The following is a 19,910-nucleotide window of genomic DNA, read 5'->3' as shown; positions in this document are numbered from 1 at the left end:
TGGGCAAGCAGCCCCAGGCCGGGCTGCCACCGGGCTTACTTCGCCTGGATCTTCCAGGCGCGGTGGATGCGTTCATTACGCGCGAAGTCGGGATCCAGGGTGTGTGCTGTGATGTCTTCAACCAGATAGCGCGCGACGAGATCCTCTTCAAGGCGGAAGCGCCTGAAGTTATTGGAAAAGTACAAGACGCCCCCCTTGGCCAAACGAGCCATGGCCAGATCCAGCAGGCGAACATGATCGCGCTGCACGTCAAATACCCCTTCCATGCGTTTGGAGTTCGAGAAGGTCGGGGGGTCGATGAAGATCAGGTCGTACTCCTCCCTCGCCTCTTCCAGCCAACCCATTACGTCGCTCTGGACCATTTGATGGCGTTCAGATAACCCGTTCAACGCCAGGTTGCGCCGGGCCCAGTCCAGATAAGTGCGCGACAGGTCTACGCTGGTGGTAGAGCGAGCCCCACCCTGCGCGGCATGCACGGTTGCGGTGCCGGTATAGCAAAACAGGTTAAGGAACCGCATTCCCTTCGCTTCACGCTGCAGGCGCATGCGCAAAGGCCGATGGTCCAGGAACAGACCTGTGTCGAGGTAATCGGTGAGATTCACCAGCAGCCGTACCCCGCCTTCTGCCACTTCCATGAAGGCGCCTTGCTCTGCCTGCCGCTCATACTGACGCGTGCCGGTTTGCCGCTCCCTGCGCTTAAGCACCACCTGCTTGGGATCTACACCAAGGGCTACCGGGATCGCCGCCAAGGCGTCGAACAGGCGACCCTGGGCTTTTTGAGGGTCAATGGATTTGGGCGCAGCGTACTCTTGCACGTGCACCCACCCTTGGTACAGATCGATCGCAAACGCATACTCAGGCATATCAGCGTCGTACACCCGATAACACCCGATGTTCTCTTTGCGCGCCCACTTGCCTAACTGCCGCTGGTTCTTCTGCAAGCGGTTGGCAAACATCTGAGCGCCTTCGCTCAACCGTGCCGCTTCTGCAACCGCCGCGGGCGCACCCGGCAGAGCGGTGTGTGGTTCATGCTCAGCCGTGCCCGCTACGGCGGTACGCCGCTCGCCTGTCACGAACTGCTGCGGCTGAACATCGAGTAGCAGCAACTTGCATGGCAGGGCACCGTTCCAGAACGCGTACTGCTTGTGACTGCGAATTCCCATGCGCTTGCCCAGATCTGGCGCTGCCGTGAAGATTGCCGCCTGCCAGTTCAGGCAGGCTTGACGCAGCCGCTCGCCCAGGTGTTGGTACAGGTACACCAGGCTGGCTTCATCACCCAGCCGCTCACCGTACGGAGGGTTGCACACCACCAGGCCCTTCTGGTTTTGATCGGGGCGGGGCTCGAAGGTCGCAAGCTCTCCTTGGTAGACCTTCACCCATTCGCTTAACCCTGCGCGCTCAATGTTATTGCGCGCCGGCTGAATCAACCGCGGGTCTGCCTCGTAGCCACGAATCCAGGCAGGCTTGCGTGCAAGGCCCTCCTGGGCGCGCTGCGTCGCCTCATCATGGACCTTGCGCCACACGGCAGGCACATGCCCCAGCCAGCCCGAGAAGCCCCACCGCTCACGGCGCAGGTTTGGCGCAAGGTCTGCGGCAATCATGGCAGCCTCTACCAGAAACGTACCGACGCCACACATAGGGTCGGCCAAAGCGCCCCCTTGTGCAGCAAGGGCGGGCCAGCCGGCGCGTATCAGAATGGCCGCAGCCAGGTTCTCCTTCAGCGGGGCGGCACCCTGCTGGAGACGGTAGCCGCGCTGGTGCAAGCTGTGGCCGGAGAGGTCCAGCGACAAAATGGCCTGGCCTCGGTCCAGCCGTAGGTGAATGCGCAGGTCCGGGTTGAGCTTATCTACACCGGGGCGCTGGCCATCGGGGCCGCGCAGGCTATCGACAATGGCGTCCTTGACCTTGAGTGCACCGAAGTGGGTGTTGTCGATGCCGGAGCCATGGCCACTGAACTCCACCGCCAGGCTGCCGGTAGCCTCCAGATGGTCAGCCCACTCCACCTCACGCACACCGTGGTACAGATCATCGGCATTAGCCATTGGGAAGCGCTTGAGCACCAGCAGTACCCGATTGGCCAGGCGCGACCACAGGCACAACCTGTAGGCGGTTTCCATGCCGGCCTGGCCACGCACTGCGGCGGTATGCTCGCGAACGTCGTCCAGGCCCAGGCCCTGGGCTTCTTCGGCCAATAGCCCTTCAAGGCCTTTAGGGCAAGTGAGGTAAATTTCGAAAACATCTGACATGGGGTAGTGCCTTTTCAGTGCCGGGGGCGTATTCACCCGGCCGGTTATTCGAGCGCTGTTTCGGTCAGCGCCGCTATGGCACACCTCGTGCCTGCCACCCTAAACGTCATGGATTACCCACCTCTAGACGTCAGCGCAGCGTTGAATCATGGGTAGGTCACTTTTTTTATGACCTCTGGTCGCACGTACGTCTGTACCCAATAGTGCGGAATCACTGCTCGACGCAGGCCCAACGATCCATAAGAAAGCTTATAAATCATTGACCTATCCATACCGCTTAATACGACTCAAGTGCATCTGTTATGGCTATAGGTGCTAACCGTGAATATCTTATTACAAATGGTTCATTCCCTCCGCTCGCAAGGTTGGTTAGAAATGAACCTGCGTTGCGTCGCAATGATGTAAAGGCAGGGCCTGCCACGCCGGCAGCGGGCCCAGTATTACAGGCAGTTATTACTGCCCGGCCCAGCAGTGGCCGACGGGACATCAGTCAACAAACGAGGGCTACACCCTATGAGAAGACTCAAGCGTGATCCGTTGGAACGAGCATTTCTTCGCGGCTATCAGAACGGCCTCAATGGCAAATCCCGCGAGCTGTGTCCTTTTACCCTACCGTCCGTGCGTCAAGCATGGATCAACGGCTGGCGTGAGGGGCGAGGCGACAATTGGGATGGCATGACCGGTACAGCCGGGCTCCATAGACTCAACGAGCTTCACGCGGTCGGTTGATACCCGGCAGGCTCTTCTATTTACCAAACCGCCCCGCGGGGGCCGCCCCGCGTGGGCATAGGCCCAGCCAAGCCACGCAGCTATACCGGCTTGCTGGGCCATTCGCTGGCAACCAGGCTGTACAGCACTTCTCATGGAGCCCTGCACCCTATATAAAGGTCAGCGCAGCCGACCTGGCAGCGCGGCGATGGCATCCACTGCCTCGCGTATCAAAGCGGGCCCCCGATAGATAAACCCAGAGTAGATCTGCACGAGGCTCGCGCCGGCCTGGATTTTCTCTGCAGCGTGTGCCCCTTCCGTGATGCCCCCTGCCGCAATAATGGGAATACGTCCTTTAAGCTCTGCCGCCAATACCCGAACGGTATGGGTGCTTTTGCCCCGTACTGGCGCACCCGATAACCCGCCTGCCTCATCAGCCTCCGGTAGCCCCTGCACCCCCTCCCGTGACAGCGTGGTATTGGTGGCGATCACTGCATCCATACCCGTGGCCAACAGCGCCACTGCAACCTGGGTGGTTTCGTCGTCTGTCATGTCAGGGGCGATCTTGATCGCCAGGGGCACTCGACGCCCCGTGACCTGTGTCAAGGCTTCGCGGCGAGTAGCGAGGGCTTCTAGCAGCACCTTTAGCGAATCACCAAACTGTAGGCTGCGAAGGCCAGGGGTGTTTGGTGAGCTCACGTTGACAGTGATGTAACTGGCGTGAGCGTAGACCTTTTCCAGACACAGCAGGTAATCGTCCTGGGCTCGTTCCACGGGCGTGTCGAAATTCTTACCTATGTTAATGCCCAACACGCCCCGGTAACGCGCCGCCTGCACTCGTTCTATCAGGTTATCGACGCCTAGATTATTGAAGCCCATGCGGTTGATGATGGCTGTTGCCTCTGGAAGGCGGAACAGCCGGGGCTTGGGGTTACCGGGTTGAGGCCGTGGCGTCACGGTACCTACTTCCAAAAAACCGAAGCCTAGTTGGCCAAAGCCTTGGATGGCCGAACCATTTTTATCCAGACCCGCCGCCAGACCAACGGGATTATCGAAGTGCAGCCCCATCACCGATACCGGCAAGTGTGCAGGTGGCTTTGCCAGTAACCGATTGATACCCAGCCGCCCACCTGCGCCGATCAGGTCCAGGGAGAGGTCGTGAGAGGCTTCAGCGGAGAGCGTGAACAGCAACTGGCGGGCTAGGTTGTACATGGCGTGCGTGCTCGGCAGGTCAAAAAACAGCCGGCAGTATATAGGCCTTGGGCGGGTTTGTGTGCAGCAGCCTGCTCGGTTGCTATAGAAGGACGGTGAGGTGCCGGTGCTAACGCTACAGGTACAAAAAAGCCCAGGCCGAGGCCTGGGCTTTTTTTAGGAGCTCAGCGCAATTACTTGGCTTCAGCTTCTACTTCAGCTTCTACGCGACGGTTGATTGCACGGCCAGCATCAGTAGCGTTGTCAGCTACTGGGCGGGTTTCGCCGTAACCAACGGAGTTCACGCGAGTACCTTCAACGCCATACTGGTTGACCAGAACGTTACGGACAGCGGCAGCGCGCTTCTCGGACAGCTTCTGGTTGTAAGCGTCGGTACCAACGGAGTCGGTGTGACCTTCAACAGTAGTAGTGGTGGCAGGGTACTGCTTCATGAAGTCAGCGAGGTTCTTGATGTCAGCGTAGCTGTTAGGCTTGACTGCAGACTTGTTGAAGTCGAACTTCACGTCCAGCTCAACACGTACGGTTTCAGCAACGGCTGGGCAGCCATCAGCGTCAACAGCGGTGTTGGCAGGGGTGTTAGGGCACTTGTCAACGTTGTCGCAAACGCCGTCGTTGTCGGAGTCGGAGCAGACTTCAGCAACAGGAGCAGGTGCTGCAGCAACTTCTTGCTGCTTGGCGCCGCCACCGAAGTTAACGCCCACACCTACGCTTGGAGCCCATTCGGTCTCGCCACGGTCGATGTTGTACATGGCTTCAACGCCAGCACGTGCGTACACGTTCTCGGTGAAGTAGTACTTGGCGCCGCCACCAGCGTTGAAGAAGGTGGAGTGGTCACGGCCTTTGTGGCCATTGGCTTCGACGTTGCTGATGCTCTGCTGCGAGAAACCAGCGGAGAGGTACGGACGCAGGCCTACGCCTGGGGTACCGAAGTGGTAAACGGCGTCCAGAGCAGCGTTGCCGCCGTGGATTTTCTGGTTACCAGTGCCGTTATTCGACCGAATGTTGTGGATGCCGTCATAGCCCAAACGCAGCTCGACGTCGTCGGTCAGGAAGTAACCGATCGAACCACCGTAGAGGTTGGCATCGTCCAGGTCACGCGAGCTGTCGGTGTAGTACTTCTTGGTGAACAGCTCACCTTCCACTGCGCCTTGGCCCTGTGCCAGTACGCCGAAAGAGGTTGCGGCAACAAGAGAGCCAATGGCCAGGCCCAAGGTGTTTTTCAGTTTCATCCGTTAAATCCCCATCTGGTGATTGTTAAGCGATCCCACCAGTATTGGGTGGGACAACTCGGCGGCAATTCTAGCAGAAGTTGCACGCCAGTTAGAGAGAATCGCTGCCCGTTAAGTTTCCAAAACGTTAGCGAATTTCTCGCGCAGCTTATCGAGCGCTCGTTTGTAGCGCATTTTAGTAGCGCTCAAACCCAAACGCATGATGTCTGCGATTTCCTGAAACTCCAGTTCCGCGACAAATCGCAGTACGAGGATTTCCCGGTCAATCGGGTTCACATGCACAAGCCAGCGATCGAGACCGCCGCGCTCCTCTGACTTCGGCGACTTTTCCTCCGAAGCCTCTTCTACCGGATCAAGGCTCAGCGCATCCATTAATCTGCGCTTTCGCCTCTCCTTACGGTACTGCGTAATGCATTCGTTATAGGTGATGCTGTAAAGCCACGTCTTGAATTTCGACTTACCTTCGAAATTCTTTAGCCCGTACAGCACCTTTAACATCACTTCCTGACAGACATCGTCAGCGTCCCGATCGTTCCCTAGGTAACGAGCACATACATTGAAGAGAGTGCGTTGATAACGCCGCATCAGTTCTTCGTACGCACGCGTCACATGAAAAAGCTCATCATGCGAACGCGCCACCAGTTCCTCATCGGAGAGTGCTCGTGGGTCATATCGCAGAGGAGGCGTTGGCACTTTAGTCAAAACGGTTCGGGCCGCAGGTCAGTTCTGGGCCACCGCCCCCTAAGGAACAGTGGTTTTTCGCGGCGGGCATACTAGCAGAATATGCACCCCTAGCGACTACTGACCCGCTCGGCCAACAGGATCCGATTGGACACCGATACCAACTCGCCTTCCTCTGTAAGCACGGTGGTTTTAACCGTGCCAATTTCCTCGATCATCCCCTCAAGCTCGCCCACGCTTATCTGCTGGCCTACCTGATAAAGCTCCCGTACATAAATACCTGCCAGAATTTGCCCGGCAATTTCGCGACTTCCCAGCCCCATGGCCAGCGCTATTGCCAGACCAACGGTTATCAATGCGATCACAATCACGTGATTCAGCAGGTCGGTTTTGATCTCAAGCTGGCTGATGGCAACCGAAATGCTGATTACGATTACCAGCCATTGCGCCACCCTACCAAGCCCACCAGCGTACTCGATGCCCACCCCTTCGGCAGCACCGCGCACGATCCCATTGACCAATTGGGCGAGCAGCACGCCCACCACCAGCACCAGCACGGCCCCAAACACCTTAGGCAGGTACAGGGCCAGCACATCGAGGGTGGCCGATACCCGTTGCAACCCCAGGGATTCGGCTGCCGACACCAGGAAGATAAGCAACACGAACCAATAGACGATTTTCCCCACCAGAGTGGAGATCGGCACGCGAATACCTGCCCGGCCCATCAGCTTGGTGAGCCCAGTGCCCGTCATCAGGCGATCCAGGCCAACCTTGGCCAGTAATCGGGAGAGCAAGGCATCCAGTAGCTTGGCCACCAAAAAGCCCAGCAACACCACCACCAACGCGCCAAACAGATTTGGAATGAAGTTAGCCACTTTAGTCCACAAGACGGTCATTGCGGTGACCAGGCTTTGGGTCCAGAGGTCCAGTTCCATGTTCAATCAGCCTTATCCGCGCCCTGCGCGGTACGGGTACGTCGGGTCACAGGTGTTACATGGGGCGCGCCGTTGTTCACAGCCAGCATGCCGGCCTGGAAACAACGGCCGATTAAACCGAACAGGTCCTGCGCCCCGACCTGCCGATTGGCGGTCTTGAGTACGCGGCCTAGGCACGCCCCATCGTCGCGACCTTCGGGTGCGGCGTTGAGCATGTCGCGGAGTGACTGTTCAAATGGGTCCTGCATGCTTACCTCGCAAGTATGCTTTCAAAGACGCAGGCGCACGCCCGCAGGTCACACCGCGCTCACAAAAGCTTTTATAACCAGCGAAGGCGCCAGTACAGCAGCCACTGGCCGATTGCCACGGCCAGCGTTACCCCGCAGGTAATAAAGAAGCCGTGCGGATTGTCGGCGCCTGGTAGCCCGCCTACGTTCATACCCAACAAACCGGTAATAAAGGTAATAGGCAGAAAAATCCCAGTAACCACACCAAACCGGTACATGGTGCGGTTCATGCGCTCGCTCAATTGTCGCTGCTCTGCTTCTAGCAGCAGTGCTACCCGCTCGCGGCTGAGCTCCAACTCTTCAAGGTAGCGAACCAGGCTGTTGTTGAGCTCATTCCAGTACTCGCCGTCCTGGCCGGCAAACCCACCGGAACCATTACGTGCAAGCACCGCGAACAAATCTCGCTGAGGGGCGAGGAAACGCCGTAGCCCTGCTGCTCGACGACGCAAGTGAAGCAAGCTGGAGTGTTCAGGCACATACCCCTCCTCGGCATCCACCCGCTCTTCTTCGTTATCCAGGGTTTCGGTTAACTGGTCCACCACTACCTGGATACGCTCGGTGAGGCGTTCGGCCAGGTACAGCACCAGATCCGCTGCGTTGCGCGGACCTTCACCTGCCGCCAAGCGCGCCACGAGGTCTTCAGTGGCACGCAGAGAGCGCAAGCGCAATGACACGACGCGCTGCTCCTGAGCGAAGATCCTTACGGACACCATGTCTTCGGGCTGGGCGCCGGGGTTGAGGTTAACGCCGCGCAGGAACAGCAGAAACTGTGCGTCCGGCAACGGCACCAGGCGCGGCCGGGTGTTTTCTTCCAGCAGCAAGTCACAGCTAAAGGCGCTCAGCCCACTGCGCTGGCGAAGCCAGACCTGGGTATCGGTGCTGCTACGGTCCCAGTGCAGCCAGAGGCTTTCATGCGCCTGCAACCTAAGCTGTTCAAGCTCGGGCTGCGCAAGGCTGCGCGCACCGCCTTGGCCATCCAGCACCAGTGCATGCACCAGGCCTTGGTTATCATTGTGTTCAACCATCGGTCAGTGCTTACTCGTCAAAGGAAAGACAGTGCTCAGGGAGGCGCATTCAGGTTGAGGGCTACAGATCAACGCCAAGGCGGTCACCCTCATAGGCGACCGGCCAGCGGATCAGTGAACCGCAGTGCCCCTGGCGCGGCCGGCCGGTATGAACGTCGAACTCAATGCTGTGGCGCCGGCACCGCAACAGGCCGGCTGCCAGTGTGCCGTCGTGTAAGGGGGCGTCCTGGTGGGGGCAGCGGTCTTCAAACAACAGGTGCTGGCCTTGATCCACCAGCAGCAACAGCCGCTGCCCACCTACGGCAAAGCTGCGCTTGTAGCCATCGTTCAGATTGATAAGCCGTTCCAACGCTACGAACACAGGCCAGCTCCTTACAGGTGGTCAGAATGACCTTCTACCAGTAGCAGGGGCGCTACGTCACGGGCCATCGTCTGCGGCAGGCCGCGCTCAGGGGCAGCAAGCCAACGCATCACCACCGGCCACACCTCGGTCTGTGCCGCCTTGCTCACTAGCATGTCCACATGGCCGAAATCCTGGCTGAAGCCTTGCGCCTTGCCTAGCACCAAAAACTGGCTGTTACCGCCAAAGCGCTGGAATAACTGCTCGCACGCCCATGCCGGGTCCTGCGTGTCCCCTGCCCCCGCCACGACCAACGTAGGCACCGTTACCTGCGAAAGGCCCGCTTGCCAGTCGTCGGCACCCCGCGCCCGGCGTCGCCGTGGCCTATGCCAACGGAGCATTTCCAGAACGACCCCGGCAGGCTCGTCTTCAGGCCCGCGCTTGAGGCGCGGGCCAGAGAGGTGATCGAGACCACGCAGCAACAACCGGCATAACCCATTAAGAGGTGCAAAGCGCAACGACCAGGGCGCCAAGTTGACTTGACTGCCGAACAGGGCTACGCCTGCGAGGGTATCGCTGGCCAGGGTACCTAGCGCCAGGGCCATTGCCAGGGTCGTGCCGCCCAGGGAATGCCCCAGCCAGTAAGGGCGCTGACCGCTGAGTTCGCTGACAAACGCATGGATGGGTGGCAGATCGTACGTGGCATAGTCCGTCACGCTGTTATGACGGTAGCGATGATTACGGGGCGATAATCCATGCCCACGTATTTCAGGTATCCATACATCGAACCCGGCCCTGGCCAAGGTTGCTCCCAGGCCAATTCCCTTGGGGGAATACCAGAATCGCCGGTTGGAGAAGCTGCCATGCAGCAGGATCACCGGCACACCGCGGTCGGCACTCTGGTCTGCCAAGCCCAGGCGAGTAACGGCCAACTCTACGGTTAGGTCGGGGCTATTGCCCGCCTTGATACGGTACACGTCTTCGCTAAGATCGCCACACCGCTCCGCCCGGAGCAGTGCGACTGGGAATAAACGGCTACTGCTTTGCATGATTAACAGGCTTCGACAAAAGGAAACGACCCCGGCCGGGCCAAGCCAAGCCGGGGCGCTGATTATCGCCTCACGCCTGCCCTTCTGCCAGGAAGAACCAGGTTTCCAAGACAGAGTCTGGGTTGAGCGAGACGCTCTCGATACCCTGCTCCATCAACCACTTGGCCAGGTCCGGGTGGTCTGAAGGGCCTTGGCCACAGATACCGATGTACTTGCCCGCCTTGTTACAGGCCTGGATGGCATTGCCCAGCAACTTCTTGACGGCCGGATTTCGCTCATCGAACAAGTGCGCGATGATCCCCGAATCACGGTCCAGGCCTAGCGTAAGCTGGGTCAGGTCGTTGGAGCCGATGGAGAATCCATCGAAGAACTCCAGGAACTCCTCAGCCAGGATGGCATTGGAGGGCAGCTCGCACATCATGATGACTTTCAGCCCATTTTCGCCACGCTTGAGACCATTACTGGCCAGCAGGTCGACCACCTGGCTGGCTTCACCCAGGGTACGTACGAAGGGCACCATGATCTCAACGTTGTCCAGGCCCATCTCGTTGCGCACACGCTTGAGCGCACGGCATTCAAGCTCGAAGCAGTCGCGGAACGCTTCGCTGATGTACCGCGAAGCCCCCCGGAAGCCCAGCATCGGGTTTTCTTCTTCAGGCTCGTACAGCTTGCCGCCGATCAAGTTGGCGTACTCATTGGACTTGAAGTCCGACAACCGAACGATCACCTTCTTGGGATAAAACGCCGCAGCCAGGGTGCTGATCCCCTCCACAAGCTTCTCAACATAGAAGCCTACCGGGTCGTTATAGCCGGCAATGCGCTTGTCTACGCTGGATTTGATCTCCAAGGGCAGGTCGGCATAGTTGAGCAGCGCCTTGGGGTGAACGCCAATCATACGGTTGATGATGAACTCAAGGCGCGCCAGGCCCACACCTGCGTTCGGCAATTGGGCGAAATCGAACGCCCGGTCAGGGTTGCCCACGTTCATCATGATCTTGAACGGCAACTCCGGCATGGCATCCACGGAGTTCTTCTTGATGTCGAAGCCCAGCTCGCCCTCGAAGATATAACCGGTGTCGCCCTCGGCGCAGCTAACAGTCACGCCTTGGTCATCCTTGAGCAGTTGGGTGGCGTTGCCACAGCCAACCACGGCCGGAATGCCCAGCTCGCGGGCAATGATCGCCGCGTGGCAGGTGCGCCCGCCACGGTTGGTGACGATGGCGCTGGCACGCTTCATCACCGGCTCCCAGTCCGGGTCGGTCATGTCCGATACCAGTACATCGCCCGGGCGAACCTTGTCCATTTCCGAGACGTCGCGAATGATCCGCACCTTGCCGGCCCCAATGCGCTGCCCAATGGCGCGGCCCTCTACCAGCACGGTGCCCTTTTCCTTGAGCAGGTAACGCTCCATTACGTTGGCACTGGAGCGGCTCTTTACGGTTTCCGGACGGGCCTGAACGATGTACAGCTGACCGTCGTCGCCGTCCTTGGCCCATTCGATGTCCATAGGCCGGCCGTAGTGCTTTTCAATGGTTAACGCCTGCTTGGCCAGCTCGCTGACTTCTGCATCGGTCAGGCAGAAGCGGGCCCGCTCGGCGCTGTCCACATCGACGGTCTTGACCGAACGACCGGCGCGGGCCTCGTCGCCGTAGATCATCTTGATGGCCTTGCTGCCCAGGTTGCGCCTGAGGATGGCCGGGCGCCCCGCTTCGAGCGTACCCTTGTGCACGTAGAATTCGTCAGGGTTGACCGCACCCTGCACCACGGTTTCGCCCAGCCCGTAGGCACCGGTGATGAAGACGACGTCACGGAAGCCCGACTCGGTGTCCAAGGTGAACATTACCCCGGCAGTCCCCGTCTCGGAGCGCACCATGCGCTGTACCCCTGCCGATAGCGCAACCAGTTTGTGGTCGAAGCCTTGGTGAACCCGGTAAGCAATGGCGCGGTCATTGAACAGCGATGCGAACACCTCCTTGGCTGCCCGAATCACGTTGTCCACGCCCCGGATGTTCAGGAAGGTTTCCTGCTGGCCGGCGAAGGACGCGTCGGGCAAGTCCTCTGCAGTGGCCGAGGAGCGCACTGCGACGGCAATGTCAGGGTTGCCGTGGGAGAGCTCAGCGAAGTGCTGGCGAATCTCCTCGTTGAGCTGCTCGGGCAGCTCGGCCTCCATTATCCACTGGCGGATTTGTGCGCCCGTACGGGCAAGGGCATTGACGTCTTCGACGTCCAGGGCGTCGAGGGCGGCGTGAATCTGCGCATTCAGCCCACTCTGCTCCAGGAAATCCCGGTAGGCCTGGGCGGTGGTGGCAAAGCCACCAGGCACCGAGACACCGGCGCCAGCCAGGTTGCTGATCATCTCGCCCAGGGATGCGTTTTTGCCCCCTACGTGCTCTACGTCGTGTACACCGAGCTTATCGAGGGAAACTACGTACTCTACCAAGGTGATCTCTCCACTAAAGGGGTTGGAACGCTCAGGGCCGGAGTGGTTACATATACTCCGGGGCAGGGTAAACATGTTCTAGGCCAACGACTACGTAAAATACCAGGCTCGGCGGCCAGCGAAACGGGCCTATGATATCCCAGGATCCTTCCACACTCTAAGGCCCGGCGGCGCACATGAAACGATCGGCTTTCTTCATCTCCGATGGCACCGGCATCACTGCCGAAACCCTGGGTCAGAGTCTGCTCGCGCAGTTCGAAACCATAACCTTTAACAAGTTCACGCGCCCCTATATCGACACGGTCGAAAAAGCCCAGGCCATGGTTCAGCAGGTGAATGCCGCCGCTGAACGAGAAGGCGAGCGGCCAATCATTTTCGATACCATCGTCAACCAGGACATCCGCGAAATACTGGCCACCTCCAACGGCTTCATGATCGATATCTTTTCGACCTTTCTTGCGCCATTGGAACTCGAGCTTGGCTCGCGCTCCTCGTACTCCGTGGGCAAGTCACATTCCATCGCGCGAAACGCGAACTACATGGACCGTATCGAGGCCGTGAACTTTGCGCTGGACAACGACGATGGCGCCCGCACGCATTATTACGACAAAGCTGACCTGATATTGGTGGGTGTGTCGCGTTCAGGCAAGACGCCGACGTGCCTATACATGGCAATGCAGTTTGGTATTCGGGCGGCTAACTACCCCTTGACCGAAGAGGATATGGAGCAGCTGCAACTCCCGCAGGCACTACGAGCGCATCGACACAAGCTGTTCGGGCTGACCATCGACGCTGACCGGTTGACCGCTATCCGCCACGAGCGTAAGGCCAACAGCCGTTATTCAAGTTTCGCGCAGTGTGAATTCGAAGTGCGTGAGGTTGAAGGGCTGTTCCGCAGGGAGAACATTCCCAATATCAATTCAACGCATTTTTCGGTAGAAGAAATTTCCGCCAAGATTCTGGTGGAGATGGGGGTAGAGCGGCGGTTCAAATGACCAGGCGTTGGCCCCCACGAGCGAAACAGCGCCCTGCGCAAGGCTGCTTAAACCGGCACCCTCACCCACCCCTCCATCAACACCCGGGCGCTGCGGCTCATCACAGCCTTGGTCACCTGCCAGCCCTCGCCGACCTGACGGGCCTCAGCACCCACGCTGAGTACGCCGGAGGGGTGGCCGAAGCGCACCGAAGTGCGCTCGCCCCCACCGGCAGCAAGGTTAACCAAGGTGCCCGGAATGGCCGCCGCAGTAGCGATGGCGACGGCGGCGGTACCCATCATGGCGTGGTGCAACTTGCCCATGGACATCGCACGCACCAGCAGGTCCACATCACTGGCGGCAATGGCCTTGCCGCTGGATGCCACGTAGCCGGCAGGCGGCGCCACGAACGCTACCTTCGGCGTGTGCTGGCGGGTAGCTGCTTCGGCAGGGTCGCTAATCAGCCCCATGCGCAAGGCACCGGCGGTACGAATACGCTCCAGGCGCGCCAGGGCCTGGGCGTCTTCGTTGATTGCGCCCTGCAACTCGGTACCGGTGTAACCCAGGTCTACCGCATTAAGAAAAATCGTCGGAATGCCCGCGTTGATCAAGGTGGCCTTAAAGGTGCCTACACCGGGCACGTCCAGCTCGTCCACGACCTGCCCTGTGGGAAATAACGCAGCACTATCGCCTTCCTCGGCAGGGTCGATGAATTCAAGCCGGACCTCCGCCGCCGGAAAGGTCACCCCGTCCAATTCGAAGTCGCCCGTCTCCTGAACGGCGCCGTTGCTCATGGGCACGTGGCTGATGATGGTCTTGCCGATGTTGGCCTGCCAGATACGTACGCTGGCACTACCGTCTGGCACCGCCACCTCTGGGCCGACCAGGCCTTGGCTGATCGCAAAGGCGCCAACCGCGGCCGACAGGTTGCCACAGTTGCCGCTCCAGTCTATGAAGGGCGTATCGATGGCCACTTGGCCGAACAGGTAGTCCACATCGTGGCCGGGCCGCGTGCCAGGCGCCAGTATCACCACCTTGCTGGTGCTGGAGGTTGCGCCGCCCATGCCATCGGTTTGCTTACCGTACGGGTCGGGGCTGCCGATCACCCGTAGCAGCAAAGCATCGCGCGCAGGGCCTGGCGTTTGGGCAAACGCTGGCAGGTCATGGAGGCAGAAGAACACCCCTTTGCTGGTCCCACCGCGCATATAGGTGGCTGGTATTCGAATCTGTGCTGCATGGGCCATGGTCATGTCCTCCACTGCACTAAGCGGCGACTGTGGATTGGAGAAAGTCCGTAGCAAAGCGCTGAAGCACGCCGCCCGCCTCATAGATGGACACCTCCTCGGCCGTGTCCAAACGGCAGAGCACCGGGACGTCAAGGCGCTCACCGTTACGCCGATGGATCACCAGGTCCAGCGGCGCCCCTGGGATACGGGTGCCGGTCACGTCGTAGGTCTCAGAACCGTCCAGCCGCAGGGTGATGCGGTTGGTGCCTGGCAAGAACTCCAGGGGCAACACGCCCATGCCGATCAGGTTGGTGCGGTGAATGCGTTCGAAGCCCTCTGCCACGATCGCTTCAACACCTGCCAACCTTACACCCTTGGCCGCCCAGTCCCGAGACGAACCCTGGCCGTAATCGGCACCTGCCACGATAATCAGCGGCTGTTTGCGCTGCATATAGGTTTCGATGGCCTCCCACATGCGCATTGCCTGACCCTCTGGCTCTACCCGTGCCAGCGAACCCTGTATCACCTGACCATCGGCCCCGCGCACCATTTCGTTGAACAGCTTGGGGTTGGCGAACGTGGCTCGCTGCGCGGTGAGGTGGTCCCCACGGTGGGTGGCGTAAGAATTGAAATCCTCCTCCGGCAAGCCCATACGCGCCAGGTATTCGCCTGCCGCGGAGTTCGCCATGATGGCGTTGGACGGCGACAAGTGATCGGTGGTGATGTTATCGCCCAACACCGCCAGTGGGCGCATGCCGGTTAGGCTCCGCTCGCCGGCCAGCGCCCCGTCCCAGTACGGCGGGCGGCGGATGTAGGTGGTGTTGGGGCGCCAGTCATACAACGGGTTCACGCGCTCGGTGCTGCCGGGTTGCACTGCGAACATCGGAATGTACACCCGGCGGTACTGCTCTGGCTTCACCGAAGCCTGCACCACGGCGTCGATTTCTTCGTCCGAAGGCCACAGGTCGTTCAAGCGAATGGCTTGCCCCTGCGGGCCAACCCCCAGCACGTCTTTTTCGATATCGAAGCGAATGGTACCGGCGATGGCATAGGCGACGACCAAAGGCGGCGACGCCAGGAAGGCCTGTCGCGCGTAAGGGTGGATACGGCCGTCGAAGTTACGATTGCCCGAGAGCACAGCCGTGGCGTACAGATCGCGCTCGATGATTTCCTGCTGGATGGCCGGGTCGAGGGCGCCGCTCATGCCATTGCAGGTGGTGCAGGCAAATGCCACTACCCCAAACCCCAACTGCTCCAGCTCAGGCAGCAACCCGCCCTCCTCCAGGTACAGCGCCACCGTGCGTGAGCCAGGGGCCAGCGACGTCTTGACCCACGGCTTGCGAACCAGGCCCAGACGGTTGGCGTTGCGCGCAAGCAACCCGGCGGCAATCATGTTGCGAGGGTTATTGGTGTTGGTACAACTGGTGATTGCCGCGATGATCACCGCGCCATCAGGCAGCTTCCCCGGCTCGTTTTCCACCACGCCAGAGACGCCCCGCGCGGCCAGCTCACTCACCGGAAGCCGGCGATGGGGGTTGGAGGGGCCGGCCAGGGTTCGCACGACCGTGCCCAGGTCAAAGCTCATCACCCGCTCGTAGCAGGCTTGGTCGAGGTCGGCGGCCCATAGCCCGGTCACCCTGGCGTAGGTTTCGACCAGGCTGATCTGCTCGTCTTCGCGCCCGGTAAGGCGCAGGTAACGCAGGGTTTGCTCGTCAATGGCAAACATCGCTGCCGTGGCGCCGTATTCCGGTGCCATGTTGGCGATGGTGGCGCGATCACCCAGGGTGAGATTGGCGGCCCCCTCTCCCACGAACTCCAAATACGCGCCAACCACCTTTTGCTGGCGCAAGAACTCGGTCAGGGACAGCACAACGTCGGTGGCGGTAATGCCAGGGCCAGGCCTGCCTGTCAGGGTAACGCCAATGATCTCCGGCAGGCGCATCCAAGAGGCGCGGCCGAGCATCACGCTCTCTGCCTCAAGCCCACCCACGCCAATGGCAAGCACCCCCAAGGCATCTACCATAGGCGTATGGGAATCGGTGCCCACCAGGGTATCGGGGAAGGCCACGCCCTCCCTCACTTGGACGACCGGCGACATGCGCTCCAAGTTGATCTGGTGGAGGATGCCGTTCCCAGGCGGGATCACGTCTACATTTTTGAAGGCGCGCTTGGTCCAGTCGATGAAGTGGAAGCGGTCTTCATTACGGCGGTCTTCAATCGCTCGGTTCTTGGCAAACGCATCAGGGTCGTACCCGCCGCACTCCACCGCCAGCGAATGGTCCACGATCAACTGGGTAGGCACCACCGGGTTGACCTGGGCCGGGTCACCTCCACGCTCGGCGATGGCGTCGCGTAGGCCGGCGAGGTCGACCAGTGCAGTCTGACCAAGAATGTCATGGCACACCACCCGCGCCGGGAACCAGGGGAAATCCAGGTCACGCTTGCGCTCGATCAGTTGCAGCAATGATGCCCGCAGGGTCGCAGGGTCGCAGCGGCGCACCAGGTTTTCAGCCAGTACCCGCGAAGTGTAAGGCAGGCTGGCATAGGCACCGGGCTGGATCGCGTCCACCGCAGCGCGGGTATCGAAGTACTCCAGGGCCGTACCCGGCAGGTGTTTACGGTAGTCGATATTCATGGCATTCAAGGCTCGATCAGTGTGAGGGCAGGCGTGAACTCAGCGCTGCTCCAGTGGCACGAAGGGGCGCTGGGCCACGCCCACGTAATCGGCGCTTGGGCGGATGATGCGGTTGTTTGCGCGCTGCTCGAAGACATGCGCAGCCCAACCGGTCAGGCGCGAGCATACGAAGATCGGCGTGAACAACGGGGTGGGAATGCCCATGAAGTGGTACGCCGAGGCATGGTAGAAGTCGGCATTGGGAAACAGTTTTTTCTCGTCCCACATGACCTTGTCGATGGCCTCGGACACCGGGAACAGCACCGTGTCGCCTGCTTCTTCAGCGAGCGTGCGAGCCCACTGCTTGATGACGTCGTTACGCGGGTCAGATTCTTTATAGATGGCATGGCCGAAGCCCATGATCTTGTCCTTGCGCGCCAGCATCTGCCGCGTGCCCTCGGTGGCGTCCTCAGGCGACGCGAAGGTCTCGATCATGGCCATGGCGGCCTCGTTGGCACCGCCATGCAAGGGCCCGCGCAGGGTGCCGATGGCCGCTACCACACATGAGTAGAGGTCAGACAGGGTCGAGGCGCACACCCGAGCGGTGAAGGTAGAGGCGTTGAATTCATGCTCGGCGTACAAGATCAGCGAAACGTCCATGACCTTGCGGTGCAGCTCGCTGGGAGGTTTGTCGTGCAGCAGGTGCAAGAAATGGCCGCCCAGCGTGGGCTCGTCAGTGGTGCAGGTAATGCGTTTGCCGCTCTGGCTGAAGTGGTGCCAGTAACACATGATGGCTGGGAAAGCGGCCAGCAGGCGCTCGGTGACCTGCTTCTGGCGGCTGAAGCTGCCTTCAGGCTCCAGCGTGCCTAGCAAGGACGCGCCGGTGCGCATGACATCCATAGGGTGGGTATCGGCCGGAATGCGCTCCAACACCTCCTTCAACGGCTGCGGCAGGTCGCGCAGGGCGCTGAGCCGGGTGCGGTAGGCGCCCAACTGCGCCTGATTGGGCAGTTCGCCCTCAAGCAGCAAGTAGGCGACTTCCTCGAACCCTGCGTGAGCAGCCAGGTCGCGCACGTCATAACCGCGGTAGGTCAACCCTGCCCCGGCCTGGCCTACCGTAGACAGCGCCGTTTGCCCTGCAACCTGCCCACGCAGCCCGGCGCCACCGAGTACTTTTGCTTCAGCCATGGTGTGTCTCCTTAAATAGGTACTGGCAAACCCGCCGGTTCAACGCTTTTGGGCGAACAGCGCGTCGAGTTTTTGCTCGAAAGCGTGGTAACCGATGGCGTCGTACAACGCCATGCGGGTTTGCATGCTGTCGACCACGTTTTTCTGGGTGCCATCGCGGCGAATGGCGCCGTATACGTTTTCCGCCGCTTTGTTCATCGCCCGGAAGGCGGACAAGGGGTAGAGCACCAGCGACACATCCACCGCTGCCAGCTCGTCGGTCGTGTACAGGGGCGTGGCGCCGAACTCCGTGATATTGGCCAGGATAGGCACGCGTACGCGATCAGCGAAGGTCTTGTACATGGCCAGCTCGGTAATTGCCTCGGGGAAGACCATGTCAGCCCCCGCCTCGACGCAGGCCTGCGCCCGCTCCAGCGCGGCCTCCAAACCCTCTACCGCCAGGGCATCGGTACGCGCCATGATCACGAAGCTATCGTCGGTGCGGGCGTCCACCGCCGCCTTGATGCGGTCGACCATTTCACCCAGCGACACAATCTCTTTGTTAGGCCGGTGGCCGCACCGCTTGGCGCCCACCTGGTCCTCGATATGAATGGCAGCGGCGCCGAACTTGATCATCGAGCGCACCGTGCGCGCCACGCTGAACGCAGACGAGCCGAAGCCGGTGTCTACGTCCACTAGCAGCGGTAGCTCGCACACATCGGTGATGCGTCGCACGTCGGTGAGCACGTCATCCAGGTTGCTGATGCCCAAGTCAGGCAAGCCCAGAGACCCGGCCGCCACGCCACCGCCAGAAAGGTAGATCGCCTTGAACCCGGCCTGCTTCGCCAGCAAGGCATGGTTGGCGTTGATGGTGCCGACAACTTGCAAGGGATGTTCGCTGGCGACCGCGTCGCGAAAGCGTTGGCCGGGTTGGGTCATGACTCACCTCGTTGTGGTTGTTCTGGGAGGGGCTCAGCCAGGTGTCGCTCCACGTTGCGCCGTGAGCCTGCGATATGGCGGCGCATGAGCAACTCCGCCAACTCGCCATCGCCTTCAGCAATGGCATCGAGGATCCGGTGGTGCTCGGCAAAGGCCTGGCGTGGGCGGTTGGGCGTGGCAGAGAAGCGAATGCGGTACATACGCACCAGTTGGTACAGCTCACCGCACAGCAACTGGGCCAGCGTGCGGTTGCCGCTGCCCTGGATAATTCGGTAGTGGAAGTCGAAATCGCCTTCCTGCTGGTAGTAGCCCACTCCGGCTTGAAAACTGGCATCGCGCTCATGGGTATGAAGTACCTGGCGCAGGTCCTCAACCTCGGCGGCGCTCATGCGCTGCGCTGCAAGCCGGCACGCCATGCCCTCCAAGGATTCGCGGATGTCGTACAGCTCGATCAGCTCAGCCTGACTCAACGACACCACCCGCGCCCCCACATGAGGCACCCGCACCAACAACCGCTGCCCTTCCAGCCGGTGAATGGCTTCACGCAACGGGCCACGGCTTACCCCATAGGTACGGGCAAGCTCAGGCTCGGAAATTTTGCTGCCAGGAGCAATATGGCCAGCGACGATGGCGGCCTGAATCTTGCGAAAGACCGACTCGGCGATGGTTTCGGAATCCGCCTCTATCGGCAGAGGCACTCCAGATGCAGTCGGCATGGTGTCGACAACCTGTGCGTTATTTTCGCAATACTCTAGCCATATGACATTTATAGTCAATACATTGTCGACAATCTTGAATTGACATCAACGGGCCACTTCTCTTGAGAGAGCACCGCTGA

The 19,910-nt window shown here is 60.3% G+C and carries 17 protein-coding genes; 2 read left to right on the top strand and 15 right to left on the bottom strand.

Annotation, left to right across the window (positions count from 1 at the left end):
- Nucleotides 1–35: 35 nt before the first annotated feature.
- Nucleotides 36–2,246, bottom strand: coding sequence for a bifunctional 23S rRNA (guanine(2069)-N(7))-methyltransferase RlmK/23S rRNA (guanine(2445)-N(2))-methyltransferase RlmL (gene rlmKL / locus AC4LE2_RS07100; protein WP_491825085.1), 2,211 nt, complete (start codon nucleotides 2,244–2,246; stop codon nucleotides 36–38).
- Between the two features lie 513 nt (nucleotides 2,247–2,759).
- Here rlmKL and rmf point away from each other — a divergent pair.
- Nucleotides 2,760–2,975, top strand: a complete 216-nt coding sequence (rmf, locus tag AC4LE2_RS07095; protein ID WP_491825084.1) for a ribosome modulation factor — start codon at nucleotides 2,760–2,762, stop codon at nucleotides 2,973–2,975.
- 159 nt (nucleotides 2,976–3,134) lie between these two features.
- On the opposite strand, the gene AC4LE2_RS07090 is transcribed toward rmf, so the two are convergent.
- The 9 genes from AC4LE2_RS07090 to ppsA all read right to left on the bottom strand — a co-directional run bounded on the left by AC4LE2_RS07090 (nucleotide 3,135) and on the right by ppsA (nucleotide 12,152).
- Entirely contained in the window at nucleotides 3,135–4,166 is a 1,032-nt protein-coding gene (locus AC4LE2_RS07090; RefSeq protein WP_491825083.1) for a quinone-dependent dihydroorotate dehydrogenase, read from the bottom strand.
- Nucleotides 4,167–4,339: 173 nt separating this feature from the next.
- Nucleotides 4,340–5,395, bottom strand: coding sequence for an OmpA family protein (locus tag AC4LE2_RS07085; RefSeq protein ID WP_491825082.1), 1,056 nt, complete (start codon nucleotides 5,393–5,395; stop codon nucleotides 4,340–4,342).
- A gap of 111 nt (nucleotides 5,396–5,506) precedes the next feature.
- Complete coding sequence (gene sigX / locus AC4LE2_RS07080) at nucleotides 5,507–6,097, bottom strand: RNA polymerase sigma factor SigX (protein ID WP_491825081.1); 591 nt, start codon at nucleotides 6,095–6,097, stop codon at nucleotides 5,507–5,509.
- Nucleotides 6,098–6,186: 89 nt separating this feature from the next.
- A complete protein-coding gene (locus tag AC4LE2_RS07075) occupies nucleotides 6,187–7,011 on the bottom strand; it encodes a mechanosensitive ion channel family protein (protein WP_491825080.1) in 825 nt (274 codons plus the stop codon).
- A gap of 2 nt (nucleotides 7,012–7,013) precedes the next feature.
- A complete protein-coding gene (locus AC4LE2_RS07070) occupies nucleotides 7,014–7,259 on the bottom strand; it encodes a CrfX protein (protein ID WP_491825079.1) in 246 nt (81 codons plus the stop codon).
- Between the two features lie 71 nt (nucleotides 7,260–7,330).
- Nucleotides 7,331–8,323: a CorA family divalent cation transporter gene (locus tag AC4LE2_RS07065; RefSeq protein WP_491825078.1), complete on the bottom strand. Its 993-nt coding sequence runs from the start codon at nucleotides 8,321–8,323 to the stop codon at nucleotides 7,331–7,333.
- Nucleotides 8,324–8,384: 61 nt separating this feature from the next.
- Nucleotides 8,385–8,684, bottom strand: a complete 300-nt coding sequence (locus AC4LE2_RS07060; protein WP_491825077.1) for a Rieske (2Fe-2S) protein — start codon at nucleotides 8,682–8,684, stop codon at nucleotides 8,385–8,387.
- Nucleotides 8,685–8,695: 11 nt separating this feature from the next.
- Nucleotides 8,696–9,712, bottom strand: coding sequence for an alpha/beta hydrolase (locus AC4LE2_RS07055; protein WP_491825076.1), 1,017 nt, complete (start codon nucleotides 9,710–9,712; stop codon nucleotides 8,696–8,698).
- 70 nt (nucleotides 9,713–9,782) lie between these two features.
- Entirely contained in the window at nucleotides 9,783–12,152 is a 2,370-nt protein-coding gene (ppsA, locus tag AC4LE2_RS07050; RefSeq protein WP_491825075.1) for a phosphoenolpyruvate synthase, read from the bottom strand.
- 176 nt (nucleotides 12,153–12,328) lie between these two features.
- Here ppsA and ppsR point away from each other — a divergent pair, with 176 nt between their 5' ends.
- Entirely contained in the window at nucleotides 12,329–13,147 is an 819-nt protein-coding gene (gene ppsR / locus AC4LE2_RS07045; protein ID WP_491825074.1) for a posphoenolpyruvate synthetase regulatory kinase/phosphorylase PpsR, read from the top strand.
- A gap of 47 nt (nucleotides 13,148–13,194) precedes the next feature.
- On the opposite strand, the gene prpF is transcribed toward ppsR, so the two are convergent.
- The 5 genes from prpF to AC4LE2_RS07020 are packed head-to-tail and all read right to left on the bottom strand — an operon-like array spanning nucleotide 13,195 to nucleotide 19,788.
- Nucleotides 13,195–14,370: a 2-methylaconitate cis-trans isomerase PrpF gene (gene prpF, locus AC4LE2_RS07040; RefSeq protein ID WP_491825073.1), complete on the bottom strand. Its 1,176-nt coding sequence runs from the start codon at nucleotides 14,368–14,370 to the stop codon at nucleotides 13,195–13,197.
- 19 nt (nucleotides 14,371–14,389) lie between these two features.
- Nucleotides 14,390–16,987, bottom strand: a complete 2,598-nt coding sequence (acnD, locus tag AC4LE2_RS07035) for a Fe/S-dependent 2-methylisocitrate dehydratase AcnD (protein WP_491825072.1) — start codon at nucleotides 16,985–16,987, stop codon at nucleotides 14,390–14,392.
- Nucleotides 16,988–17,026: 39 nt separating this feature from the next.
- Nucleotides 17,027–18,154 (bottom strand): bifunctional 2-methylcitrate synthase/citrate synthase, encoded by a 1,128-nt coding sequence (gene prpC / locus AC4LE2_RS07030; protein ID WP_491825071.1) that lies wholly within the window; start codon nucleotides 18,152–18,154, stop codon nucleotides 17,027–17,029.
- Between the two features lie 39 nt (nucleotides 18,155–18,193).
- Entirely contained in the window at nucleotides 18,194–19,072 is an 879-nt protein-coding gene (gene prpB, locus AC4LE2_RS07025) for a methylisocitrate lyase (protein WP_491825070.1), read from the bottom strand.
- A complete protein-coding gene (locus AC4LE2_RS07020) occupies nucleotides 19,069–19,788 on the bottom strand; it encodes a GntR family transcriptional regulator (RefSeq protein WP_491825069.1) in 720 nt (239 codons plus the stop codon). Before AC4LE2_RS07020 ends, prpB begins: the two co-directional genes overlap by 4 nt.
- Nucleotides 19,789–19,910 lie beyond the last annotated feature (122 nt).

The sequence above is a fragment of the Pseudomonas sp. 9.3L genome, assembly GCF_058536285.1.
Note: the sequence above shows the minus strand (reverse complement) of the source record. Positions and strands in the feature narration are given on the sequence as shown.